Annotated in this window: 20 protein-coding genes and 2 pseudogenes; 10 read left to right on the top strand and 12 right to left on the bottom strand. The window is 70.9% G+C overall.

Annotation, left to right across the window (positions count from 1 at the left end):
• Positions 1-85: 85 nt before the first annotated feature.
• Positions 86-769 carry a GntR family transcriptional regulator gene (locus K2224_RS37265; RefSeq protein WP_221911522.1) on the bottom strand — a complete coding sequence of 228 codons (684 nt, stop codon included), beginning with the start codon at positions 767-769 and terminating at the stop codon, positions 86-88.
• 189 nt (positions 770-958) lie between these two features.
• On the opposite strand from K2224_RS37265, the gene fdhD reads away from it, so the two are divergent.
• Positions 959-1813, top strand: coding sequence for a formate dehydrogenase accessory sulfurtransferase FdhD (gene fdhD, locus K2224_RS37260; protein WP_221911521.1), 855 nt, complete (start codon positions 959-961; stop codon positions 1811-1813).
• Positions 1814-1858: 45 nt separating this feature from the next.
• On the opposite strand, the gene K2224_RS37255 is transcribed toward fdhD, so the two are convergent.
• A complete protein-coding gene (locus tag K2224_RS37255; RefSeq protein ID WP_221911520.1) occupies positions 1859-3058 on the bottom strand; it encodes a hypothetical protein in 1200 nt (399 codons plus the stop codon).
• 607 nt (positions 3059-3665) lie between these two features.
• Positions 3666-3794, bottom strand: a pseudogene (locus K2224_RS41155) (ATP-binding protein); the annotation flags it as partial.
• 142 nt (positions 3795-3936) lie between these two features.
• Here K2224_RS41155 and K2224_RS37250 point away from each other — a divergent pair.
• Positions 3937-6858, top strand: a pseudogene (locus tag K2224_RS37250) (virulence factor); the annotation flags it as partial.
• Positions 6855-7598 carry a hypothetical protein gene (locus K2224_RS37245; protein WP_221911518.1) on the top strand — a complete coding sequence of 248 codons (744 nt, stop codon included), beginning with the start codon at positions 6855-6857 and terminating at the stop codon, positions 7596-7598. The pseudogene K2224_RS37250 and the gene K2224_RS37245, both read left to right, overlap by 4 nt.
• Here K2224_RS37245 and K2224_RS37240 read toward each other — a convergent pair.
• The 3 genes from K2224_RS37240 to K2224_RS37230 all read right to left on the bottom strand — a co-directional run bounded on the left by K2224_RS37240 (position 7570) and on the right by K2224_RS37230 (position 8871).
• Positions 7570-7863: a hypothetical protein gene (locus tag K2224_RS37240; protein ID WP_260693927.1), complete on the bottom strand. Its 294-nt coding sequence runs from the start codon at positions 7861-7863 to the stop codon at positions 7570-7572. The two genes, K2224_RS37245 and K2224_RS37240, sit on opposite strands and share 29 nt — an antisense overlap.
• Before the next feature lie 50 nt (positions 7864-7913).
• Positions 7914-8258 (bottom strand): helix-turn-helix domain-containing protein, encoded by a 345-nt coding sequence (locus K2224_RS37235; RefSeq protein ID WP_260693720.1) that lies wholly within the window; start codon positions 8256-8258, stop codon positions 7914-7916.
• Between the two features lie 169 nt (positions 8259-8427).
• Positions 8428-8871, bottom strand: a complete 444-nt coding sequence (locus K2224_RS37230; protein WP_221911517.1) for a MarR family winged helix-turn-helix transcriptional regulator — start codon at positions 8869-8871, stop codon at positions 8428-8430.
• A gap of 149 nt (positions 8872-9020) precedes the next feature.
• On the opposite strand from K2224_RS37230, the gene K2224_RS37225 reads away from it, so the two are divergent.
• On the top strand, positions 9021-9962 hold the full coding sequence (locus tag K2224_RS37225; RefSeq protein WP_221911516.1) for a zinc-binding dehydrogenase: 942 nt from the start codon (positions 9021-9023) through the stop codon (positions 9960-9962).
• A 63-nt stretch (positions 9963-10025) separates the two neighbouring features.
• Here K2224_RS37225 and K2224_RS37220 read toward each other — a convergent pair whose 3' ends face one another.
• On the bottom strand, positions 10026-10760 hold the full coding sequence (locus K2224_RS37220; protein WP_221911515.1) for a helix-turn-helix domain-containing protein: 735 nt from the start codon (positions 10758-10760) through the stop codon (positions 10026-10028).
• 366 nt (positions 10761-11126) lie between these two features.
• On the opposite strand from K2224_RS37220, the gene K2224_RS37215 reads away from it, so the two are divergent.
• On the top strand, positions 11127-12161 hold the full coding sequence (locus K2224_RS37215) for a hypothetical protein (protein WP_260693719.1): 1035 nt from the start codon (positions 11127-11129) through the stop codon (positions 12159-12161).
• On the opposite strand, the gene K2224_RS37210 is transcribed toward K2224_RS37215, so the two are convergent.
• The 4 genes from K2224_RS37210 to K2224_RS37195 are packed head-to-tail and all read right to left on the bottom strand — an operon-like array spanning position 12140 to position 15534.
• Complete coding sequence (locus K2224_RS37210) at positions 12140-12457, bottom strand: hypothetical protein (protein WP_221911514.1); 318 nt, start codon at positions 12455-12457, stop codon at positions 12140-12142. The genes K2224_RS37215 and K2224_RS37210 overlap by 22 nt on opposite strands.
• A complete protein-coding gene (locus tag K2224_RS37205; protein WP_221911513.1) occupies positions 12454-12894 on the bottom strand; it encodes a hypothetical protein in 441 nt (146 codons plus the stop codon). The genes K2224_RS37210 and K2224_RS37205 overlap by 4 nt, the downstream gene beginning before the upstream one ends.
• Positions 12881-13648 carry a hypothetical protein gene (locus tag K2224_RS37200; protein ID WP_260693715.1) on the bottom strand — a complete coding sequence of 256 codons (768 nt, stop codon included), beginning with the start codon at positions 13646-13648 and terminating at the stop codon, positions 12881-12883. The genes K2224_RS37205 and K2224_RS37200 overlap by 14 nt, the downstream gene beginning before the upstream one ends.
• A complete protein-coding gene (locus tag K2224_RS37195) occupies positions 13645-15534 on the bottom strand; it encodes a glycosyltransferase family 39 protein (protein ID WP_260693714.1) in 1890 nt (629 codons plus the stop codon). The genes K2224_RS37200 and K2224_RS37195 overlap by 4 nt, the downstream gene beginning before the upstream one ends.
• An 80-nt stretch (positions 15535-15614) precedes the next feature.
• Here K2224_RS37195 and K2224_RS37190 point away from each other — a divergent pair, with 80 nt between their 5' ends.
• The 3 genes from K2224_RS37190 to K2224_RS37180 all read left to right on the top strand — a co-directional run bounded on the left by K2224_RS37190 (position 15615) and on the right by K2224_RS37180 (position 19145).
• Positions 15615-15962 carry a PadR family transcriptional regulator gene (locus tag K2224_RS37190; protein WP_221911511.1) on the top strand — a complete coding sequence of 116 codons (348 nt, stop codon included), beginning with the start codon at positions 15615-15617 and terminating at the stop codon, positions 15960-15962.
• Positions 15959-16993, top strand: coding sequence for a hypothetical protein (locus tag K2224_RS37185; protein ID WP_221911510.1), 1035 nt, complete (start codon positions 15959-15961; stop codon positions 16991-16993). Before K2224_RS37190 ends, K2224_RS37185 begins: the two co-directional genes overlap by 4 nt.
• A gap of 217 nt (positions 16994-17210) precedes the next feature.
• Positions 17211-19145 (top strand): sialidase family protein, encoded by a 1935-nt coding sequence (locus tag K2224_RS37180; RefSeq protein ID WP_221911509.1) that lies wholly within the window; start codon positions 17211-17213, stop codon positions 19143-19145.
• Here K2224_RS37180 and K2224_RS37175 read toward each other — a convergent pair.
• Entirely contained in the window at positions 19086-20174 is a 1089-nt protein-coding gene (locus K2224_RS37175; protein ID WP_221911508.1) for a bile acid:sodium symporter family protein, read from the bottom strand. The two genes, K2224_RS37180 and K2224_RS37175, sit on opposite strands and share 60 nt — an antisense overlap.
• A gap of 185 nt (positions 20175-20359) precedes the next feature.
• Between K2224_RS37175 and K2224_RS37170 the strand changes: the two genes are divergently transcribed.
• Entirely contained in the window at positions 20360-21223 is an 864-nt protein-coding gene (locus K2224_RS37170) for a LysR substrate-binding domain-containing protein (RefSeq protein WP_221911507.1), read from the top strand.
• 462 nt (positions 21224-21685) lie between these two features.
• A complete protein-coding gene (locus tag K2224_RS37165; RefSeq protein ID WP_221911506.1) occupies positions 21686-23512 on the top strand; it encodes a long-chain fatty acid--CoA ligase in 1827 nt (608 codons plus the stop codon).
• Positions 23513-23585 lie beyond the last annotated feature (73 nt).

Here is a 23585-nt window from a genome sequence, read left to right as displayed (position 1 = left end):
GCCGGTCATCGCTGCTGGTCTCGCGGATCGGACGGGTGCGGGCGGGTGGGGGCGAGGATCGGCCGTCGGCGGTCGCGCCCCGGTGTCAGGCGTCCTCGCCGGCGTGCTCGTGGTACGTGCGCCGGGTGTGCTCGGTGTGGGTGCGCATGACGGTGGCGGCGCGGGCCTCGTCGCCGTCGGCGATCGCCGCGATCAGCTCGCGGTGCTCGGCCCAGGACCGCTTGCCGCGCCTGCGGGCGACCGGGGTGTAGTACCAGCGCACCCGCCGCCCGACCTGCGCGGCCAGCTCGGCGAGGACGGCGTTGCCGGCCAGTTCGGTCACCTTGGCGTGGAAGGCGGCGTTGAGCGCCACCGCGGTCTCCACGTCGTCGTCCTGGACGGCGCGTTCGCCCTGGTCGCAGAGGCGTTCCAACTCGGCGACGCCGCCCGGGTCGGGGTGCGCCGCGGCGAGCCGGGCGGCCTCGGCCTCCAGCAGCGTACGCACCGTCAGCAGCTGGTCGGCCTCCTCCTCGGTGGGCTCGTGGACGAAGGCGCCCTGGGCGGGGCGGAGGTCGACCCAGCCGTCGGCGTCGAGCCGCTGGAGGGCTTCGCGGACCGGCTGGCGGGAGACCCCTAGGTGGCTCGCCAGCTCGCTCTCGACCAGGTGCTGGCCGGGGCGGAGGGCGCGGGTGGTGATGAGTTCGAGCAGCGCCTCGTAGACGCGCTCGCGCAGCGGGCCGGGGCGTTCGAGCTTGGGCACGGTGCCCTGCGGCAAACCTCTGGACAGCATCGTGGCCCCCTCCTCAATTGGCTATCGTCTACAGTCTACCGAGCGCATCCGCTCCCCCACAGGCCGCCGCGGCGTTCCGCGGGCGCCGGGTGCCGGCGACGCCGGACGACCGCACCTACCGGACAATGGACGGGACACCACCGCAGACGGACGGGCCACCACCGCACACAGAACCGGGGCTGATCAGACATGGGACGGGTCACCGAGCGACGCCGCGTCATCCGGATCCGCGACGGCGCGGTGAGCAGCCGACCGGACACCCTGGTCGCCGAGGAGCCGATGGAGATCCGGCTGAACGGCAAGCCGCTGGCGATCACCATGCGCACCCCCGGCGACGACTTCGCCCTGGCGGCGGGCTTCCTGGTCAGCGAGGGCGTCCTGGCGAGCGCGGACGAGCTGGCGAACATCGTCTACTGCGCCGGGGCAACGGCTGACGGGGGCAACACGTACAACGTCGTGGACGTGCGGCTGGCGGACGGGGTCGTCGTCCCGGACCTGACGCTGGAGCGCAACGTCTACACCACGTCGTCCTGCGGGCTGTGCGGCAAGGCGAGCCTGGACGCGGTGCGGACCACCGCCCGCTGGCCGCTGGCGGCCGCCCCCGATTCCGCGCTCCGGATATCCCCGGAGACGCTGGCCGACCTCCCCGACCGGCTGCGGTCCGCCCAGCGGGTCTTCGACCGGACCGGCGGGCTGCACGCGGCGGCGCTCTTCTCGGCGGACGGCGAACTGCTCGACGCCCGCGAGGACGTGGGGCGCCACAACGCGGTGGACAAGATCGTCGGACGGGCGCTGCAGAGCGGCCGGCTGCCGCTGTCGTCCGGCGTGCTGATGGTCTCCGGGCGGGCCTCGTTCGAACTGGCGCAGAAGGCCGTGATGGCCGGCATCCCGGTGCTGGCCGCGGTCTCCGCGCCGTCCTCACTGGCCGTCGATCTCGCCGCCGAGACGGGGCTGACGCTCGTCGGCTTCCTGCGCGGGCGGTCGATGAACGTCTACGCCGGCGCGCACCGGCTGGCGCTGGACGCGGCGGCCTCGACGGGCTAGGGCGGACGCCCCCGCGCATGGCTGATTCAACGGGGGCGTCCTCGTTCACACCTGTCGTTCGTGCTGCCGCGCCTCCGCGCTGCGCGCCATTTCGAGCAGGTCCTCCATCTGCCGGCGGAGCCTCGTCATCGCCGGGGAGGGGTTCTCCCGTTCCAGCTTGCGCATCTTCTCCAGCTGCTGCTCGATCTCGGCGGAGCTGCCGCCGGTCGAGTCCGAGTCCGCGCCCCTACCGGCCTCGCGCCGCTCGGCCGACTGCACTTCGCGGACAGCCCGCTCCAGGTCCTTGGGCTTGATCACCTTGGCGCCGGACGGAGCCTCGAACGCGGGGGCCTCGCCCTTGAGCTCGATGGACAGCGGCAGCTCTCCGTCGACCTTCTGGTCGTCGTCGGCGAACTGGGCCAGGTCCAGGGTGAGTTCGGAGACGGCGCCGTCCTTGATGGCGATGTCGAGCGCGATGTCCTTCTCGGGGACGTCCTCGACACTGCCCTTCAGGGAACCGAGGGACGGGTTCTTCTCCGCGATCGGCTCCAGCCCCTTGGCCAGGGTCGTCATGGCCTTCTTCGCGGGCACGGTGGCCGTCACGTGGTCCGCACCGCCCTTGCTGCCCGCGTCCTTGAGGTCGGCGTTGTCGATGAACGCCTTCTCGAAGGCGTCCATCACCTTCTTCTGGTCCTCGACCTTGAGCTGGGTGGCGGGGCCGGCGCCGGGGCCGGGCTGCTTCTTCTTCGCGAACTCCTCGAAGTCCTTGACGTCGTACGCCACCCACTGCCCGCTCGTCATCTCCTTGAGGGGCGACGGCAGCTTGTCCAGCTCGCCCTTCTGGCGCGCGAGGTTCGCGCTGCCCTGAGGCGTCAGCTTGGCGAGGCGCTGGAAGTCCATGCGCTGGTACATCTTCTTGCCGTCGGAACGGACATCCACGACGGGCTGCCCGCCATCCACCGCGAACGCGTATCCGCTCGGGATGTGGACGTTGGCCTCCGGGTCCTTGAAGACGTCCTTGACCGGCTTGTCGGGGGCCGACCACACGGAGAGCCTGAGGCCGGCCATGATCTTGGCGTAGTCGCGCCGGAAGCCCTTGGTGTTCTTCAGCGCGGACCAGATCTGCTTCTCGTTCGCCGAGATCCGGAACTCCGCGGTGAGCGCCTTCCGCTCACCCAGTTTCTGGAATCCGCGCTGGACCTTGGTGCCTGCACTGACCTTCTCGAACGGGCCGCATGCGGCGGACGCGGTGGATATCAGGGCCACACAGCCGATGGCGGCCAGGCCCTTGTGCTTGATGGAGATGCTTCTGCTCCTGCTCGGTGCGATTGGTACCGGTATAGGAGACCAGAGTGGAAGCAGGAAGGTTGTACGCGCCAGCGAATTTTGTCAGGTGTGCGGCGCGTCGTACCGGCGCCGTCCCGGCGCACGAGGCGCTGCGACTGCTGCCTTTCTTGCTTGTTCGGCCAGACTGCGCACCCGGACGGGTTCCGCCACCGCGCCCCCTGCCGGATCGGATGTCCCCTGGTCATCCGACCGGATGGGCCGGCACCCCGACGGATCTTCCCGGCCTTCCCGGTCACCGCACGCCAAGGACGAAGACGATGCGTGAGGACGAAGGTGCACCGTTTGGCGGTCGGTGTGAACGCCGAACGAACGGCCCGATGATGCTTGCGCTGTACCCGGTGTCAATGGTGGCTGCGACGCGCAGTTCCGGCGAGGACAAACTGTGATCGCAGCGCGTGCGGTCCAGCGTCCGCTTGGCTCTCTCCCTCGCCGCCGGGAGGAGTGCCTTCTCCTGCGCGACCGGGTCATCAAGCACGTCGGCTACCTTCCGAACCGGCAGTCTGAGGCAGCTGCGGTCAGCTGGGCCGGTGAGGGGCTGGACGCCTTGGCCACTGGTGGCCTGGGACAGTCGCGGCGAGGGGACTTCCGTCAGGACGACGTGAGCATGGCACAGGAGCCTGTCGACGGCGGTGGTGTCGAGCGTCTTTGGCATGAGGGCAGCGGCCTGGCCGCAGAGTGGTGCGCCGACCTGTCCTGGGGCGAGTCCACAGCTGCACGACGCCTGGGTGGCCGACCACGTTGCCCGGTGGCAGTCCTACTGGTCCCCCGGCGGAGCCGGCAGCAGCAAGCCCACCAAGCCCGATGCCGCACAGTTCGACAAGGCCAAGAAGAGCCTGGCCAGTGCCCAGTCAGTGACGAAGTCTCAGCTGATCCTGCTCAAGCAGCAGGCGGCCGCAGCAAAGCGGGCCGTCACCACCACCGACACCGCCGAACAGGCCGCCTACGCCACCGCCGACACCAACGGGGCCCCGCGCGGCCGTGGGTTGCTGGTCGCCCAGCAAAAGGCACAGGTCACCCATGGCGCGGCAGCCGCACTGGACGCCATGGTCGTCGCCGCGCAGACCGCCGAGGCAGCCACGCACGCCTCGGCCTCCGACAGTGCGACGATCGCGCAGCGCGCACTGGCACAGGCCGCCCAGTCGAAGGCAGAGTTCCGCAAAGAGGCGGCGCAGTTCGCCGAGCAGCAGGCCAAAGCCTCCGCCGCCTCCGCGAAGGAACACCGCGACAACGCGAAAACGGACAAGGAGACTGCCGAAAGCAAGCTGCGGGAGACACTCAAGGCCGAGGCCGACGCCAAGGCCGCGGCGGCCGATGCGCACGCCAAGCGGCTGACAGCGGAGGCTGAGGAGAAGACGGCCGAGGCACAGAAGGAGAGAGCGGACGCCAAGCAGGCGGAGGCCGCCGAGCACAAGCGCAACGCCCAGAGTTACCAGTCGACGGCGGAGGAAGCAAAGAAGAAGGCCGACGCCGCGGCAACCACGGCCTCCCAGAAACGTCAAGCGGCGGAGACGGCCCGCGACAACGCCAAAGCCAAACGAGATGATGCCTGGGACGCCGAGCAGAAGGCGGATGCCGCACGCGCCAAGGCGGACGCGAAGGATGCGTACGCCGACGCACACGACGCCGACGACAATGCCACCGAGGCCCGCGCCGCAGCCGACACGGCTGACCACGCAGCCGACACCGCCGAATCAGCGGCCAAGTCGGCGCGAGGTGAAGCCAACGCGGCTACGCAGGCCGCAGCGGACGCCGATGCCGCAGCCACTCGTGCTGAAGCCGCCGCAACCAGGGCCCGAGCTGCATCCGACGCAGCCCAGGCAGACCAACTCAAGGCCGACGCCGCAGTAAGGACGGCCACCAGCGCCGCAGCGGACGCCATCACCGCATCCCAGCACGCCGCCGCCGAGGCCAACGCTGCCGTCAAGGACGCCGACGAGGCCGAGCAGCACGCCAAAGACGCCAAGTCCCATGCCGACGAGGCGCAGAGGGAGACCAACAAAGCCCGGGCAGCAGCGGCAAAGGCTGCCGGCTTCGCTTATGCCACCGCCCAGGCAGCCGCCGACGCCCGTCAGGCGGCAGCGCAGGTCGCCAAGCCGGCCAACGACGCCATCCAACTGGGCTCGCCCTACATCACCACCGACTCCGCGGCCCCCTTGGTGGTGCTCTCCGGCCAGGGGTCGAAGATCATCGCCGAGCAACAGGTCGCTGTGGCCGAGGCGCATGCCAAGAACGCCAAGAAGGAAGCAGCCCTCGCCCAGAGCCTCGCCGACAAGGCAGCCGCGGACACCAAGGCCGCCTACCAGAGCGCCGCCGACGCCGCCAACTACGCCTCACAGGCCCGCGGTTACGCCAATGAAGCACTCGGCTACTCGGCCGATGCCGCTGAAGCCGCGTCCAAGGCCGCGCAATCATTGACACGCACGATCGCATACGACCGGCAGGCCACGGAGGACGCCGCAGCGGCCGACGCGGCAGCCGGCAGGGCCGAGGGCTATGCCAAGGACGCCCGCGCCTCCGCCGACGAGGCGGCCCTCGATGCCGAGGCAGCCCGCCAGGCCGCCGACGCAGCGGAACGGGCCGCCAACGAGGCCCGCGCGGCAGCCAATCGAGCCGACGCGGACGCCACCGCCGCCGAAGAAGCAGCCAAGGACGCTCAGAAGTACGCGGAATCCGCTCAGCAGGCAGCCGAACAAACCGAGCGCGGGGACGCGAACAAGCAGGTCTCGACGGGCGCCGGAACCGGCCTCGGCCGTGTCTTCTACGTCGTCGACAAGGTCACGGAGGCGGGACCGGCCAAGCAACTCAACCAGTGCGACTACGTGCCTCAGGGCTGCACAGTGACGTACGAGCTGCACCTCGATGTCACCGTCAGCTACTACTACTGCCTCAATCCCGACGTCCCCGCCACTGAGGCCGGCTGCCCGCAGCCGGACACGTTGTTCCTCGGCACGGAGACGCTCAAGAACCAGACGAACAACTGGACCCACCACTTCAGCTTCGGTGACATCACCCGGATCGGCTGGCAGAACCTCTTCGGGGACAAGGCCGGTGCCGTCCTGTACGAGATCGTGCTGGGCGACGCCGTCCGCTGCTACCACGGTGACAAGTCCAGCTGCGCCTGGGCCGCCGCGGCGCTCGTACCGCCCTCGATGGCCGAGAAACTCGCCGAAGCGGCCAAGCTCGCCGTACGGGCCGAACAGGCCATCAAAACCGGTGAGGACGCCGCTCAGGTTCTCGCGGATCTGAAGAAGATCTACGGGGAGAAGGGCGCCGCCCAGGTCGGCGACGCCACGAGCGCAGCCGGCCTTGGGCTGCGTATCGCAGCCGGTGTGGCGGAACGGGCCAAGATCCACCGTCCCGCCCTCGACCCGAAGCTGCTCGAGAGGCTCACGGACGCCGGGGTGAAGTTCGACAAGACGAACACGATCTGGATCGCCGAGTTCTCCAAGCCCGGTGTGCCCCTCGCCTGGCTGGAGAAGGGCGACGTCTACTCGGGCCTGATCCACATCATGTTCCGGCACGCGGGAGAGTTCGCGACCGCGGGAGTCAGGGTGGAGGACATCCCGGCCCTGGTGAAGAGCGCATTGACCGAGGGCACGCGGGTCGGCGCCCAGGGGGCCAACAAGATGATCTACGAGGTCACCTTCCAGGGCAAGACCCAGCGTCTGGCCATTAGCGTGGGCGACAACGGATATGTGATCGGAGCCAATCCCGCATGACAGCCGAACACCCTTACCCCCTGCTCGTCCAAGCCCGGGGCGAGGCGTCCCCGCTGCACGAGCCCGAGGACCCCGCGGCTTACGACGACCTCGGCGCCTACACCCGCACCGTCCCGCTGGACGACGAGCGTCTGGCCCTCCCGGCCGATCTGGCGGACGCACTGCGTGCCTGGTCACTGTCCCGCCCGACGGACGGTTTCGCCTCTCGCCCGGACCTGCGCAAGCACGTCGAGCAGGGGCTGGCGACCGCCCAACGACTAGCCCGGCGGCTCGGGTCGACCTGGTCCGTGCACTACTGGGACGAGCGCCACCGGACCGCGAAGTGGCTGTGTTGGGGCTGCGACCGACTGCACTGGGAGCGCGACGAGCACGGCACGCCCCCGCACCCGGTCGACGTCACGGTCGAGGGCGAGTACGCGTTCGGTCCGCTGCGCGCCGAAGGGTTCGGGGACTTCTTCCCGGACGACCCTGCTGCCGCGCTGGACCTGTCCGACAACCTCATCGCCGACCTGTACACGTGGGCGAAGAGCATCGACACCACGCTGAACCTGCACCTGCGGGACCGGGAGGAGGGCAAGTACGACGCCGAGTGGGAGCGGCTGTTCCAGGAGGGGATGGAACTGGCGAAGCGGCTCGCACACGAGCTGGGTCCCGCCCGGGCGGTGACCTACAAGGGCCTGGCCAATGGAGGTCTGGCCGCGCTCACGTCCATCACCTGGCAGGGGGACCGGCAGCTGTAACGCTCGCACTCCATGCGCCACTGGGCCCGCACTCACCCAAGTGCGGGCCCAGCGTGCTTGATGAGCCGTCGCGAGAGTGCCAGGTCGGAACGACAGCAAGACTGGTGACTGGTTTCAGCAAGAGCAAAGATGATCCAGCCGCCGGACGCCGCCGTGGTGCTCTTCCCTGCGGCCAGACCTCCTTCTGCCACAGTTGCACCGCGGTGTCCTCACGCTCGATGGCCCGCCAGGCGGGCTGCTTCCACGACCAGCCGTGCCATTTCAGCAGGCGCCAGATGCCCTACACCGCATAGGAGACGTGGAACAGCCGCCCCATCAGCGTCTCCCCCGCGCCGGCGTCCACTGCTGGTCCGCCCAGCCGTGGGCGAGCGGACCAAGCTGCTGTTCCCGCTCCAGCCTCGCCGTTTGCGCCGGGCCGAGTCCCAGGCGGCCGGGCGAGCCGTTCGACAGAACGCCGGTCTCGCCCCGTTCGCGCCAGGCCCGGCGCCACCGCTCCACCGACCGCTCACCGCCCCGCAACGCGGTCGCGATCTCCCGGTTCTTCTCCCCGCGGCCGAAGCGTTCCACGGCCTCCAGCCGGATCCGCTCCCGCGTGGCCTCCCGGCGTCGGCCGACCCAGCGCCTTGCGCATACCTCACGCCACAGGGCTACCGGAGCCAACCGATCACCGTCAGGCGAACCGGTCCGGCATCACCCGATCAAGTTCAGAAACCTGACCGAGACCAACCGCGCCCCGCACCGACCCGGAGACCGTTTACGGGACACCCCTCAGGGCGGACGTACACGCCCTTCGGGCCCGTTACTCACTTCACCGGCGCCGCGATGCGAGTCACTCCGCCGGCGCCACGATGCGGTTCAGCAGCGCGATCAGTTGGGCGCGCTCGTCGTCGCTGAGGGCGGCGGTGAGCTCGGCGTTGGCGGCGTCGCCGAGGCGCTCGGTGCGGCGCAGTCGCCGTTTGCCGTCGGCCGAGATCCCGATGGCGTTCTTCCGTCGGTCCTTCGGGTCGGGGGTGCGGGTGACCAGCCCGTCGTTCTGGAGGTCGTTGACGATCGCGACGATGTCCTTGGGGTCGATGCCGACGGTCCGGCCGAGTTCCGCCTGGGAGACCGGGCCGAGTTCGGCGACGGCACTGAGCACGGCGTGGTGCGTCATCCGCATGCCCTCGGTGGCGAGGGCCTCGGCGACGAGGCGGTGGCCGCGGGCGGCGGCGCGACCCAGCAGCCAACTGGGGAGGGCACGGATGCGGCTGGGGGCGTAGGGAGTGTCGGCCATGGGGGCAGGGTACCGGAAACCGTGGGGGCAACCAACGTAGGGATGGCCAACGAAAAACCATTGGCAGGCCCAATGGTTTCTGGTTATCGTTGGGCCATCCAATAAAAGCGGCCGCACCCCGCGGCCCGTTCCCACGGAGGTGACGGCCCATGCGCCGAGTCCGATTCCATGCCTACGGCGGTCCCGAGGTCCTGCGCCTGGAGGAGGCCGAGGACCCGACGCCCGGACCGGGTGAACTCCTCGTCCGCACCGAGGCGATCGGTGTCAGCCTGCCGGCGGTCCGCCGGGTGCGCGGCGACGGCAAGGGCGGCGGCGATCCGCTGCCTGGCGTCATCGGCGGCGAGATCGCCGGCGAGGTGATCGCCCTGGGGCCGGACGTCACCGGCTTCGCGGTCGGCGACCGGGTCACCTCGATCACCCTCAGCGGCTCCTACGGCGAACTCGCCCTCGCCCCCGCCGCCCTGGCCGGCCACATCCCGGACGGGGCGAGCGCGGTGGAGGCGGTGGCGCTGGTGCGCGGCGGGCATGTCGCGCTGGCCGCGCTGAGCACCGCGGCGCCGGCCGACGGCGAGTCGCTGCTGATCACCGGCGCGGCCAGCGGCACCGGGCACCTCGCCGTCCAACTCGCCAAGCTCCAGGGCGTACCGCGGGTGGTGGCCGCGGTGAGCTCGCCGGCCAAGGCGGAGTTCCTGTACGAGCTGGGCGCCGACGAGGTGGTGACCTACGACCAGGAGTCCTGGGGCGAGCCGGTGGACATCGTGCTGGACGGGGTCGGCGGGGAACTGCTGCCGCGGGCCCTGGCCGCCGTCGCGCCCGGCGGGCGGCTGGTCTTCTTCAACTCCGGTGGCGGCACGGTCCCGGCGTACGAACTGCTGGCCGGCTCGAAGACCATCACCGGGCTGACCATGCGGCGCTTCGCCACCGTCCACCGGGAGCTGTACGCGCGGCACCGGGAGCAACTGTGGGAACTGGCCGCGGCCGGCCGGCTGCGGGCCGCGATCCACACCGAACTGCCGCTGGCCGACGCGGCGAAGGCGCACCAGATCATCGAGGCACGGGCCAACCTCGGAAAGGTGGTGCTGCGGCCGTGAGGCGCCACCGGCTCCGGGCCTCCCGAATGCCCGGTCGATTGCCAGGGTGAGTGGGGCCGCGTACTACTCCGCGTGGCTCGTCAGCGTGTCTGCGTCGCCAACCATGTCGCGCCAGTGCTTTTCAGCGGAGCGGATGAGGTCGTCGCCGAGGCGTTCGAGGAATCCGCCTGCCAGGGCGAGCCGGGATCCGGCAGTGGTCTCGGCTCCGAAGAGCTCGGCACCGCGCAGCGCGGCGGCGGCGAGCCGCTGGTTGGCGGCGACGCTGGCCGCGACGGTCCGCAAGCCCGCCTTGTCGTCGAGGAAATACCGGTGGCGGCGGCCACCGTCATCGCGACCGCGGCGGATCAGATCCTGCCGTTCCAGCAGGCGGACCGCGTGCGAAATGGTCGCCGCGCCGACTTGCAGGTGCTGCGCCAGCTCGATGGCGGTGCGACTGCCGGTCTCGGAGGCGAACAGGGAGGCCATCACGCGGGCGGCGGTGCGCGGGAGGCCGGTTTCGACGAGTGCCGAGGTGAGGTCGGTGACGAACGCGGCCGTTGCGTCGGGGTCGGGGCCGAGTTGCTCGATGGTCCGCTGCACCGGGGCGGGGAGCCGCGGCCGACGCCGGGCTCGGTGGGTGGTCGCGAGCTGTGCCAGTTCCGCGCGGTACCGGGCAGGTCCGCCGTTGCGCGCGACCTCGCGGCTCACCGTCGAGGAGGGACGGTTCAGACGTCTGGCGATGTCGGCGTAACTCAGGCGCTGCGCCAACCCCGCGGCGATCTGTTGCCGGTCGGCTCTGGTCAGCCTGCGTCCTGGCATCGGCTCGGTTCCTCTGGTTCGGTCGCCTCGGCACACAGTGTGCACTGGTCGCCGATCGTTGCAACACCCTCTCTTTCGGCGTGCATTGACCGTCACCGTCATTGCAACCGACAGTTGCGCAGCTGACCAGCGCAAACGGCAGGGTCTCAAGGAGATCGCCATTGACTGGCATTTCGACTCGCGCCTAACGTTCGACCCCGATCGCCGAACACGGGTGTCAGGCGGTCTCCCAGGGAGTAGCGAGGTGGCAGCGCGGCCAAGGGCGCCGTCGAGCTGACCTCCAGAAGCACCCCGAGTCGTCCATACGATCCGTCCGCCGAACCGATTTCCATCGACGCCCGGTGAGACGCAGCAGCGCAGCAACAGATGTCGATCGACTGTCAGGAGCATTCCGTGCGAGCCAAAGGCATCACCTACGACACCGGCTTCACTCCGGGCGGCAAGAGTTCGCGTCCCGTCTTCGACGCCGACGCGGTGCGACGCGAGATCCACGTCATCGCGGACGACCTGCACTGCGATGCCGTGCGGATCACCGGCGGCGACCCTGGACGACTGGCCCTCGCGGCCCGGCACGCCGCCGACGCCGGGCTTGAGGTCTGGTTCTCCCCATTCCCTTGCGAACTGTCCGCCGAAGAACTGCTGCCCTACTTCGCCACCTGCGCCGACCACGCCCAGGAGGTGGCAGCGGACGTCTTCGTCACCGGCTGCGAGCTGAGCCTGTTTGCCGCCGGCATTCTCCCCGGAGACGACAGCCTCGCCAGGATCGAGGCCCTGACCAGCGGCGCCCCCGAGGCATCGGCCGGGCTCGCCGAGGTTCCGGCCCGACTGAACTCCTTGCTGGCCGACATCGCAGAGACGGTGCGCTCACGGTTCGGCGGAAAGATCACCTACGCTTCCGGAACTTGGGAACAGGTCGATTGGGCGCCCTTCGACATCGTAAGTGCGGACGCCTACGGCGATGCCAGCGACGCCTTCCGTCAGGGCCTGCGCGAGTATTTCCGGCACGGCAAGCCGCTCGCGGCGACCGAATTCGGCTGCTGCACCTACCGAGGCGCAGCCGAGCGCGGCGGCATGGGCTGGGTGGATGTCGTCGACCACGACGCCAATCCGCCCCACATCAACGGCGATTACGTCCGCGACGAGGAAGAACAAGCCCACTATCTGCGCCAGCAATTGGACATCTTCAACGAGGAAGGCGTGGACACCGCATTCTGGTTCACCTTCGCCGCTTACGAGTACCCGCACCACGAGGACCCGCGCTTCGACCTCGACATGGCCTCCTACGGAGTGTGCAAGGTGATGTCCGACGGCAGCCTCACACCGAAACGCTCATTCCACGCCATGGCTGAGGCATACCGATCAGCAAGGTCCGCGTTGCCTCAGCCGAGCAGCAAGTTGTAGAGGATCGCCGTGCCCAAGGCGCTGATCACTGCACCGACCAATACGCTCGCCCCGCCGCGGGCCAGGTTGCTTTCCTCGAACGCCCCCAGCACGCTGAAGCAGAGTACGAGCCCGCGGCCCATTTCCAGCAGGCCGAGCACGGCCAGAACCAGCCCTGCGACGATGATCTCCCAGTGGTCCTGAAACGCGCCCTGGAATCTGCTGGGGTGACGAGTAGCAAGCAGATATCCGAGGGGCGTGAGGATACAGGCGACGAACGCGGCAACACCAGACAACTTCATCAATCGCTGAATCATCGGAACGCCCCGCCTTCGATGGGGAACTGGGAAAGACGTTGCCTGGCCGCGCGGATCCGTTCCCTGCTCCACTCCTCGCGGCGCGCGACATTGACGAACAGTTCACGCAGCCGGTTGACCTCGCTCAGCATGACACGTTCCTCCGTCGCCACCTTCCGACACAGCGGAAGGACGACCACCGCCTGGGCCACGAGAACGGCTGCCAGGCCGAATGCGGCGATGAACAGTGAGACCACGACCCGTGGGCCTCCCTGGCCGTCGAACCGATCGGTGCTCAGCAGTGCCACGGCAATCACCCCGAGCGCTACGGCGCCACTCCCCGCTTGCACCCGTCGCGCCACCCCTACCTGGGCCCGCGCTCTACGAATAACAGCCAGCCGCGATTCGGATTCGGCGAGGGCCCGGTCGAAGGCGTCACCGTCATCAATGATCGTCATGCCCCGCTTCCCCCGCACCGGCAGCAAGGAAGCCCCGGAGGGTGCTTCCGAAGTGGCTTCGGATGACGCCCAGTTGCTCGTCATCCAGTTGGAAGAGCTGCGTCTGCAATTGAGGCAGGAACTGATGCCTGATGAGCCGCGAACTCATCGGAAGCACGGCGAGGTCTACAGACGTTTCGTCCACCAGGTCACCCAGCGCGGCGTGAAACTCCGATTCGTGGCCAGGCGCACCGGGGATGTAGTGATCGCGAGCCTCGTCGATGCGGTCCCAGTACAGATCGCACTTGGTGACGGCGATGAGCATCCAGCGCAGGCGCCTGGCGGCACGCTGGTCGATGATCCGTTCACACAGGTCCCGGAAGTCCTCGACCTCCTTGCGGAGGTGCCAGTCGCGTACCGATTCCTTGTCGACGTCCGGGTTTTCGGCGCGCAACGCCTCTTCGATGGCCCGTTGTTCGGGGCGCCGCCAGGTCCTGTTGTGACCCCAGCACACGACGTGGATGATGCCGTGCGGCGATGCTGTCCCACCCATGGTGGCGGCCAGAGCGCGTTCCCGCTCCGCGGATGCCTGGCCCGGGATCACCACCACCGATGCCTGGGCTCGACGGGAGCCGGAGCGGAAGACCGCACGATGCTTCTCACTGTCCGGGCTGCGAGTGCTGTCCCCGTCACCGGTCCTGATCGTCTGCGCCAGGGCGTCGTACAACACGGTCTTCCCGGCGCCCGCCTCACCAGTGATGGCTATCGGGTTCACGGCCAGGCCGATCCGCCCCTTCCCGAACGCCGATCCCTTGACGGGCTCCAGATATGCGCCGTCGACGGCCTGGCGAACGCTCTCCCACCGGGAGCGAATGTTGTCCCAATCGCCCGACATTCGTGGTCCATCCCCCCGTGCTCAGCCACATGCGCGGCGAGATGGTACCCAGTCACCGCCGGCCCGAACATGGTGCGGCCCGGAGAAAACAACACGGCCGTAGAAGGCATCGACGTAGCGCTGAGCGGTTCGAGCTGCTGGGCGCCCCCCGAGTGGACGGCTCGCTCGTAGGTCTCCACGAGACGGCCGCCGACCTTCCAGGTGCCGGTGCGGGTGAAGTGCTCGTCCAGGACACGTCGTTTGGTGGCTTCGCGCTCCGAGGCCAGGTCGGCGGGTGCGACGTCCGGATCGGTGACCAGGACGACACGGGGCTGGGCGAGCACGGCGGCGCGGATGGCTCCGGGCCCGGCCTCGATGCCCTCCAGGGTGCCGGAGGATATGGGATCTTCGGCGAGGGCGAGATCGTGAAGTCCGGTGAAAGCGGACGGGGTTACGGAGGCCGTGTCGCGGCGGAGGGCCGGGAGGAAGAGCACTCCGTCGCCGGGGCGGGCGACCGAGGCGACCTTCTCGGCCGTGGCCATGACGTCGTCCGTCCGGCTCGTCGCCGAGCGCAGATGGAGTTCCACGGGGAGCAGCGCGAGGAAGGCGATGACGGTGGTGGCCACGAGGGCGAGTCCGCCGCGTACGGGAAGCGCGTGGACCCCGGCGGCTATGCCTGTCCCCAGGAGCAGCGCGAAGCCGATGCTTGCGAAGAGGACGTAGCGCTCCACGTAGAGCGGTTTGACGAACGAGGCCAGGAACAGCCCGAGTTGGGGTGCCGCGAGGAGCGGAAGTCCGACGGAGGCCGGAGTCATGTGGGCCGCCGCAGCCGTACGGGCGGCCGGACCGTAGGGGAGCCGGGCGCAGATCACTGCCGCCGAGAAGACGGCGGCCAAGGCGGCCAAGGTGGTCCAGGTGACCGGCTGGATCCAGGAGATCTGGCCCGCCTGGGGATAGCTGGCCGCGATCAGCGGCAGCGCTCCCGCCACCGCCACCAGGGCGGCGGCCGTCCAGGGGGCCAGGAGGTGGCGGGCGCCGCGCCGGTGCGCGACGAGGACGGTGATGGCGTGCGCGGGCAGGAGGAGCAGGGAGAACCAGTTGAGGTAGGCGGCGGCCAACAGCGTGGCGGCGTAGGCGCTCCAACGCAGGCACCGGGTCGGACGCGTGCCGGCCACCGGGGCTGCGGTGCCCACCAGCAGCCAGGTGGCCAGGGCTACCGCAGCGGCGACCAGCGCATACGAACGTCCCTCCTGCGCGTACCGCTGCATGTCGGGGTGGAGGGCCAGCGCGATTCCGGCGGCGACACCGACCCACGGCCCGGCGAGCCTGCGGCCGACAGCAGCGGTGCACACCGCCGTGGCGGCCATGGCGAGCACGGACGGCGCGCGCAGGGCGGGCAGCGAGGCGCCGAATAACTCGAAGACACCGTGTATCAGCACGTAGTAGAGGCCGTGGACGACATCGACCGTGTCCAGCATGTGCCAGATCTCCGGCAGGGAGCGTCGGGCCACCTGCCAGGTCGCGGCCTCGTCCCGCCAGGCGGCGCCGTCCCGGGCGACACCCCACAGGCCGAGGGCGAGGGCCAGCAGCCCGGGGATCGCGGGGACGGCGAGGACTCCCGCCGTCCGGCGTCGGCCGGTGTCCGGCGCCGGGGCGGCAGTAGTGGTGGCCGGCGGAGCGAGGAGCGTGTCACGCGGTGCGGCGGGCGCTGTGCGTGCGTTGTGCGCGCAGGGTCCATGGACGGGGCATCCGCATGCGGAGCCGCCGTCGGCCCGGTACTTGCTCATGGAGACCGCCTGACGCCCAGCACCGACTCATCGATACTCATTCGAACAGCATATGACGTCCATCGGCATATACTTGCCACATGCCCGACCGTGCCCTGCAGGAACCCACTCTGCTCCTCCTCACCGCCCTCGCGGACGAGCCCCGCCACGGGTACGCGATCCTCCAGGAGGTCAAGAAGATCTCCGGTGGTCGCGTCACCCTGCGCACCGGCACTCTCTACAGCGCACTGGAACGCCTGCTCAACGACGGACAGATCCAGGTCCACAGCGAGGAGATCGTCAGCGGGCGGTTGCGCCGCACCTACGCCCTGGCGCCCGCCGGACGCGCCACGCTGGCCGCCGAGGCCGAGCGCCTCCATGCCACCGCCACCGAGGCCGAGCGCCGCCTCGCCCTGCACCGCCCCGGCCCGAAGGGGGCCACCGCATGAGCCAGGCACCCTCCCCGCGCTGCACCACCGGGCACACCCCGGCCCCGGACAGCGAAACGCAGAGTCAACACGCCACGGAACCAAGGCTGTTGCTCCTGTACCCCGCGCACTACCGCCGCGAGCACGGCCAGGAGATCGCCGCCATCTACGCCGACGCCACCCAGGGCGCCACGAGAGCGGCCCGCCTCCGCGAAGCCGCCGACCTGACCGGCCATGCCCTGCGGGTGCGGCTGGGCCTGACCTCCACCGACCCGGCCGGCCGTTTCCTGGCCGCCGCCGCGCCCTACGTCCTGGCCGTCGTGTGCGCCCCCGCCCTCTTCCGCCTGCTGAGGAACGCGGACCACCCCCTAGTCCAGAAGGACGGGGCGAACTGGTCTTGGGCCGTAGGGGTGGGCACCGGCCTGGCCCTGACCATGGCAGCACTGTGCGCGGCGGGCGGGCGGTGGGGCCCGGCGCGGATGCTCGCGGCGTTCGGTGTCGTGGCCGAGGAGCTCGCGCAGTTGGCGGGGGCGGGGGGCTACCTCGTCTACGAGCACTACGCGGACAGTCCGCCGGCCGTCCTCGTCAATATCCTCTGCCCGGCGTGCGTCGCCCTGATCCTGCTGGGCTGCCCCCTTGATCTGCCTGCCGTCTCGCGCCGCGACCGGACGATGACCGCGGTCATGGCCGTGACGGTCTTCGCCACATCCGTGGCGGCCGGGGCCGGCCACCTTCCCCAACTCACCTGGTGGGGCAGGCCCGGTGTCGACGGAGTGCTGTGGTCCGTTCAAAGGCTGGCGCCCCCGGCGCTGCTCGCGGTCTTCCTCTTCATCGCGCTGGCGCGCGGCGGCAGACGCGCCCTCCCCACGGCCGCCGGTGTGCTCACCGCGGCCGCGATCCTGGCCTGGCGCGACTTCACGTCCCTCGGTTTCCTGCCGGACGACGGATTCATCGCCGCCTACCCCTTCGGCGCCGCCGCACTGGCGGCCATCGCCGTACGGCTCCGGCACCGACGCCGCGCCGGCCGCAGGCCGCCGGCACGGCCAGCCTGAGCCCGCGGTGGTGGCCCGGCTCCCGGGCCGCCGGCCCCCGGTGGCGCACACGGCGCAGTACGCCCGGCCCGGGAGAGTGAATTCCGGGCCGGGGGCGGAGAACCGACGCAGGCTCCTTGTCGCCCCTCCCCCACGGCAGTAGCTTCCGTCACGTCCGCACATAGGACGTTGGATGTCCTGATGACCCGACCCGATGCCTCGAAGGGCAGGCCGGACCATGACGTCAGCTCTCCGCGCGCTCCCCCGCCCCCGCCGCGGACCCCGACACCACCGTGCCCCGGCCGCCGCCGTCGCACTGGCCGCCACCGCGCTCGCCGTACTGGCGACCGCCCCGGCGCGGGCCGCCACCGACGTCCCGTCAGGCGGCTTCGCCCAGCAGGTCCTCTTCAAGGCGGCCTACGAGAAGGGCTACTTCTGCTTCCGTATACCCGCCATCGTGCGGACCGTCCGCGGCACCCTGCTCGCCTTCGCCGAGGGCCGGGTGCACGACTGCGGGGACGCCGGCGACATCGACCTCGTCCTCCGGCGCTCCACCGACGGCGGCCGGAGCTGGGGCCCCCTCCGGGTCGTCAACCACGGCGACGGGGACACCCACGGCAACCCGGCGCCCCTGGTGGACCGCCGCACCGGCCGGATCCTGCTCGCCGAGACCTACAACAAGGGCCGTACCGACGGCCTCAGTTGCGACGTCCCCTGCGACCGCACCCCGCACCTCCAGTACAGCGACGACGACGGCGCCACCTGGTCCGCGCCCCACGACCTGACCGGCAGCATCCGCCCCCGGCGGTGGAACTCCTGGTACGCCACCGGACCCGTGCACGGCATCCAGCTCACCCACGGACGGCACGCGGGGCGGCTGGTCTTCGGCGTCAACGCCGAGAGTTACGCGGGCAACCGCATCACCGCCAACCACGCCGCGCTCGTCCACAGCGACGACGGCGGCAGCACCTGGAAGGTGGGCGCGCGGGACTCCTGGCCGGTCGCGGCGGACGGCACCTTCCGCCAGAAGCCGTCCGAGATGACCCTGCTGGAGCGCTCCGACGGCTCGATCTACGTCAACGGCCGCGAGCAGGACGGCACCGACCTCGGCAACCGCACCGCCGCGGTCAGCCGGGACGGCGGCGACTCCTTCACCGCCCCGTTCCGCACCCTCCCCGACTTCGCCGCCCCGATGGTGCAGGCGTCCGCGCTGCGGCTGCCGCACTCGTCCAGCGGCGGCGGCAGCCGCACCCTGCTCGCCGCCCCCGCCGATCCGGACCGCCGCCGCTCCATGACCATCCGCTCCTCGTACGACGAGGGCCGCACCTGGGAGGGCGTGGAGCGCGGCGCGCGGGTCACCAATGGCTGGTCCGGCTACTCCGACCTGGTCGCCGTCTCCCCCACCGTCACCGGCCTGCTCTACGAGGGCGGGGCCGCGGACGCCCGGGACGAGATCCGCTTCGCCCGCTTCACCGAGCAGTGGCTCGGCCCGCGCCGCGGCCCGGACCCGACCACCCCGGACCGGGCCGGCGGCGCCCGGCCGGCGCTGGTCCTCGGCGGCGCCCGGCTCACCGACGGCCCGTTCGGGCGCGCCCTGTCCTTCGACGGCACCGACGACGTGGTGCGCCTCCCCTACCGCGACTCGCTCCCGTTGGGCAGCCGGGACTTCACCTGCTCGCTGTGGTTCCGCTACCGCGCCACCCGCGGCGAGCAGCCGCTGCTGTGGATGGGCGGGGTGGGCGGCACCTCCCCGCAGGTGGCGATCGAGGGCGACCCGGCACACGGCCGGATCACCGCGCACCTCACGGCCGTCGACGGCGCCCGACCGCCCGCCACCGCCCAGGTCGCGACCCGCGGCGCCTTCGACGACGGGGACTGGCACCACCTCGCGCTGCGGCGCGCGGACGGGCGGCTGCTGCTGACCGTGGACGGCGCCGCGACCGCCTCCGCCGCCGGCGTTCCCGGATCGGTCAGCCGCACCTCGGTGTTCGCCGTCCAGCTGGGCCAACGGCCGGACCGCCGGGCGCAGTTCACCGGCGACCTGGCCCAGGTCCGGGTCTACCGCCGGGTCCTCACCGACGCCGAACTCTCCGGCGTACGCGAGCGCAACGCCTCAGTGGCCGGCCCGCTGGTGCTCGGGCTCCCGCTGGACCGGGTGGACGGCGGCAGCTGACGGCTCCCGGCCGGGCCCCTCGTCACCGGGCCCGGCCGCCGGCCGCGGCTCGGCGTCCGCCCGCGCCGCGTACCGCTTGGCGAGCACCGCGCACACCATCAACTGCATCTGGTGGAACAGCATCAGTGGCAGCACCGCCAGCCCGGCCTGGGCGCCGAAGAGCACGCTGGCCATCGGGAGCCCGGCCGCCAGGCTCTTCTTCGAACCGGCGAAGGTGATCGCGATCCGGTCGGCGCGCGGGAAACCGAGCTTCAGGGAGCCGTACGAGGTGAGCGTCAGCATCGCCGCCAGCAGCACCGCCTCCACGCCCACCAGGCACAGCAGCCGCAGCGGGGAGACCTGGTGCCAGATGCCCTGCACCATGCCGGCGCTGAAGGCGGCGTAGACGACCAGCAGGATCGAGCCGCGGTCGACGTAGCCGAGGACCTTCTTGTGCCGCGTGAGGAATCCGGCCACCCAGCGCCGCAGCAGCTGCCCGGCGAGGAACGGGACCAGCAGCTGGCAGACGATCGAGACCAGGGAGTGCGCGGAGAAGCCGCCGCCGTCGCCGCCCAGCACCAGGCCAGCCAGCAGCGGGGTGACGGCGATCCCCGCGATGCTGGAGAACGAGCCGGCGCAGATCGCCGCCGCCACGTTGCCGCGGGCGATGGAGGTGAAGGCGATGGAGGACTGGACCGTGGAGGGCACCAGGCACAGGAACAGCAGACCGGTGTACAGGGCGGGCGGCAGCACATACGGCACCAGGGCGCGGGCGGCCAGACCGAGTATCGGGAAGGCCAGGAACGTGCAGGCCAGAGTGGTCAGATGGAGACGCCAGTGGCGCAGTCCGTCCATCGCCTCCCGGGTGGAGAGCCGGGCCCCGTAGAGGAAGAAGAGCAGGGCGACGGCCCCGGTGGAGGCGCCGTCCGCGACGCCGGCGGCGGCGCCGCGGGCGGGCAGCAGGGCGGCCAGCCCGACCGTGCCGAGCAGGGCGAGGAGGTAACCGTCCACCGGGAACCAGGAGGGCAGGCGGAACAGAGGGCGGCGCATTGGTCTCTCTTCGGTTCGACGGCTCGCGGACGGCGGCATGGACGGGACGGTGCCCCCGCCAGCCTGCCGGGCCGGTCGGCGATCGGGAACCCCTCTTACTGTGGTGACTGCCATCATGAAGTGCGATAGACGTCACCGGCAGGTCGACGGCAGGACGATGACGGTGGGGTGAGCGGGAGGTGTCCGTGTTCGAGCCGGTGCAGCTGCGCACCTTTCTCACGGTGGCGCAGACGCTGAGTTTCACGCAGGCCGCGCACCGGCTGGGGCTGCGCCAGTCCACGGTGAGCCAGCACGTGCGGAAGCTGGAGGAGGCCGCGGGGCGGCGGCTGTTCGTCCGGGACACCCATGCCGTGGACCTGACCGAGGACGGCGAGGCGATGCTGGGGTTCGCGCGCACCATCCTGGAGGCCAACGAGCGGGCGACGAGCTTCTTCGCCGGGACCCGGCTGCGCGGGCGGCTGCGGTTCGGGGCGTCCGAGGACTTCGTGCTGACCCGGATGCCGGAGGTGCTGGAGGGGTTCCGGCGGGACCATCCGGAGGTCGATCTGGAGCTGACCGTGGAGCTGTCCGGCACCCTGCACGAACTGCTGGCGGCCGGCCGGCTCGATCTCGTGCTGGCCAAGCGGCGGCCGGAGGGCCCGCAAGGGCGGCTGGTGTGGCGGGACCGGCTGGTGTGGGTGGGCGGTGAGCGGCTGCGGCTCGATCCGCGACGGCCGGTGCCGCTGGTGGTGTTCCCGCCACCGGCGGTGACCCGGGCGCGGGCCCTGGAGGCGCTGGAGCAACAGGGCCGGGAGTGGCGGATCGCGTGCACCAGCGGGAGCCTGAGCGGCCTGATCGCGGCGACCCGGGCGGGGCTGGGCGTGATGGCGCACACGCTCGGGATGATCCCGCCGGGACTGGTGCGGATACCGTCCCGGGCCGGGCTGCCGGAGCTGGGCGGGGTGGACTTCGTGCTGCTGTCCGGGGAGCGGGCGGGGACGGCGCGCGGCCCGGCGGAGGCGCTGGCCGAGGCGATCCTGGCGGGCGGCGACCGGCTGCACCTCCCGTAGCGGGCGACTGCCCTCGTGGCGAGCCGTTGCATCCCGTGGCGAGCGGCCGCTGTCCCGTGGGCGGCCCGGTCCGGAGGCCGCCGAGGTGCCCGGAATCCGTCGTACCGCTCGGGCCGCCAGGCTCGCCCCGACCGGTGCCGACGGGCCGGGCCGGTGCGCCCCCTGGCTCGTCCGGAATCTCCAGGGAACCTCCCGCGGATCGTCGCAGTTTCCCGGAATGTGCCTCCGACATGCTCTGACGCCGTGACAGATGCAGAGATTTGGTGCAGATCCGGTCCCGGCTCGGTGTTCGTCCGGCTACGTATCGACTGGATAATGTCCGGCGTTACCCGAAGTAACCCGATTTCCCGGCCTGGCCGGTTCCGGCCGACCCTCGCTCGCAGCGTGGTAGCGCACTCCCCCCGGGCGTTCCCGTGGGGTACGGTCGCGGCCTTGTGAGAAGCACCACGAGGAGCTGGGTCATTGCGCGAGTTCACCGTCCCTCCGTTGGCGACCGCGCCCCGGGTCGGCGGGCTGGCCGACTCGGTGTACGACAACGCGGAATCCGATCCCGGACGGACCGCGCTGGGGCGTAAGGACGCCGCCGGGCAGTGGCAGGACATCACCGCCGAACAGTTCCGCAACGAGGTCATCGGGCTCGCCAAGGGCCTGCTCGCCCAGGGCGTCCGGTTCGGCGACCGGGTCGGCATCATGTCCCGCACCCGCTACGAGTGGACCCTCTTCGACTACGCGCTGTGGTCCATCGGCGCCCAGTCCGTGCCCCTGTACCCCACCTCGTCGGCGGAGCAGGTCTTCTGGATGCTGCACAACGCCGACGTCTCGGCCTGCCTGGTGGAACACGAGGACCACGCGATGACCATCGGCTCGGTCGTCGGCCGACTCCCCCAGCTACGGAAGCTGTGGCAGCTGGACGCCGACCCGGTGGCCGAACTGACCGCGGCCGGCGCGCACATCGACGACGAGGTGGTGCACCGGCACCGGATGGCCGTGACCCCGGAGGCCGTCGCGACGGTCATCTACACCTCCGGCACCACCGGCCGCCCCAAGGGCTGTGTGATCAGCCACGCCAACTTCATGGCCGAGGCCGACAACATCGTGCTGCGCTACGACAAGGTCTTCCGCTCCAAGCCCGGCGACGAGGCGGCGACCCTGCTCTTCCTGCCGCTGGCGCACGTCTTCGGCCGGATGGTGCAGGTCGCCGCGATCCGCGGCCGGGTCAAACTCGGCCACCAGCCCGAACTCTCGGCCCGGGCCCTGCTCCCGGACCTCCAGGCGTTCCGCCCCACGTTCATCCTGGCGGTGCCCTACATCTTCGAGAAGGTCTTCGCCGCCGCCCGGCGACGGGCCGAGGCCGAGGGCAAGGCCGGACCGTTCGACAAGGCCGTCGACGTCGCCGTCCGCCACGCGGAGGCGGCGGAGCACAAGGCGTTCGGCACCGGCTCCGGCCCCGGCGCCTCGCTGCGGATGCAGCACCAGCTCTTCGACAAGCTGGTCTACAGCAAGGTCCGCGAGGCACTCGGCGGCCGGGTGCGGCACGCGATGTCCGGCGGCTCGGCCATGGAGCGCCGGCTGGGACTGTTCTTCGCCGGCGCCGGCGTCCGGATCTTCGAGGGCTACGGCCTGACGGAGAGCACCGCGGCGGCCACCGCCAACCCGCCGGAGCGGACCCGCTTCGGCACCGTCGGCACACCGGTCCCCGGCACCACCGTCCACATCGCCGAGGACGGCGAGGTCTGGCTGTACGGGGGCCAGGTCTTCCAGGGCTACCACAAGGACCCCAAGTCGACCGACGCCGTACTGCACGACGGCTGGTTCTCCACCGGGGACCTGGGCGCCCTGGACGAGGACGGCTATCTGACGATCACCGGCCGGAAGAAGGAAATACTGGTCACCTCGGGCGGCAAGTCCGTCTCGCCGGTACCGCTGGAGGAACGGGTGCGGGCGCATCCGCTCGTCGGCCAGTGCATCGTCGTCGGCAACGACCGCCCGTTCATCGCGGCGCTGGTCACGCTGGACCCGGAGGCGGTCGCGCACTGGCTGACGATGCGCGGCAAGCCGGAGATGCCGCCGCGCGACCTGGTGCGCGACCCCGACGTGGAGACCGAGATCCGGCGCGCCGTGGTCGCCGCCAACACGCTGGTCTCGCAGGCCGAGTCGATCCGCACCTTCCGGATACTGGCCAACCAGTTCACCGAGGAGCACGGCCTGCTGACGCCGTCGCTGAAGCTCAAGCGCAAGGCGATCGAGACGGCGTACGCGGCGGAGGTCGACGCGCTGTACCGGGGGTGAGGAACCCGGGTGGAATCTGTCCGGGTGCGCGGGAATGTCCGGAGACGGACGATCGTTGACGCCCCCGTACAAC

Origin of the sequence: Streptomyces sp. BHT-5-2 (assembly GCF_019774615.1) — a bacterium.
Lineage (GTDB): Bacteria > Actinomycetota > Actinomycetes > Streptomycetales > Streptomycetaceae > Streptomyces.
The sequence above is the reverse complement of the archived record's forward strand: the minus strand, read 5'-3'. Positions and strand labels throughout refer to the sequence as shown.

What these genes read in the sequence shown, in the direction of transcription:
- K2224_RS37265 (WP_221911522.1), bottom strand. Translation starts at nt 769, where the DNA reads ATGCTGTCCAGAGGTTTGCCGCAGGGCACCGTGCCCAAGCTCGAACGC.
- K2224_RS37215 (WP_260693719.1), top strand. Translation starts at nt 11,127, where the DNA reads ATGTCGATCGACTGTCAGGAGCATTCCGTGCGAGCCAAAGGCATCACC.
- K2224_RS37180 (WP_221911509.1), top strand. Translation starts at nt 17,211, where the DNA reads ATGACGTCAGCTCTCCGCGCGCTCCCCCGCCCCCGCCGCGGACCCCGA.
- K2224_RS37195 (WP_260693714.1), bottom strand. Translation starts at nt 15,534, where the DNA reads ATGAGCAAGTACCGGGCCGACGGCGGCTCCGCATGCGGATGCCCCGTC.
- K2224_RS37185 (WP_221911510.1), top strand. Translation starts at nt 15,959, where the DNA reads ATGAGCCAGGCACCCTCCCCGCGCTGCACCACCGGGCACACCCCGGCC.
- K2224_RS37175 (WP_221911508.1), bottom strand. Translation starts at nt 20,174, where the DNA reads ATGCGCCGCCCTCTGTTCCGCCTGCCCTCCTGGTTCCCGGTGGACGGT.
- K2224_RS37245 (WP_221911518.1), top strand. Translation starts at nt 6,855, where the DNA reads ATGACAGCCGAACACCCTTACCCCCTGCTCGTCCAAGCCCGGGGCGAG.
- K2224_RS37190 (WP_221911511.1), top strand. Translation starts at nt 15,615, where the DNA reads ATGCCCGACCGTGCCCTGCAGGAACCCACTCTGCTCCTCCTCACCGCC.
- K2224_RS37210 (WP_221911514.1), bottom strand. Translation starts at nt 12,457, where the DNA reads ATGATTCAGCGATTGATGAAGTTGTCTGGTGTTGCCGCGTTCGTCGCC.
- K2224_RS37220 (WP_221911515.1), bottom strand. Translation starts at nt 10,760, where the DNA reads ATGCCAGGACGCAGGCTGACCAGAGCCGACCGGCAACAGATCGCCGCG.
- K2224_RS37205 (WP_221911513.1), bottom strand. Translation starts at nt 12,894, where the DNA reads ATGACGATCATTGATGACGGTGACGCCTTCGACCGGGCCCTCGCCGAA.
- K2224_RS37225 (WP_221911516.1), top strand. Translation starts at nt 9,021, where the DNA reads ATGCGCCGAGTCCGATTCCATGCCTACGGCGGTCCCGAGGTCCTGCGC.
- K2224_RS37230 (WP_221911517.1), bottom strand. Translation starts at nt 8,871, where the DNA reads ATGGCCGACACTCCCTACGCCCCCAGCCGCATCCGTGCCCTCCCCAGT.
- fdhD (WP_221911521.1), top strand. Translation starts at nt 959, where the DNA reads ATGGGACGGGTCACCGAGCGACGCCGCGTCATCCGGATCCGCGACGGC.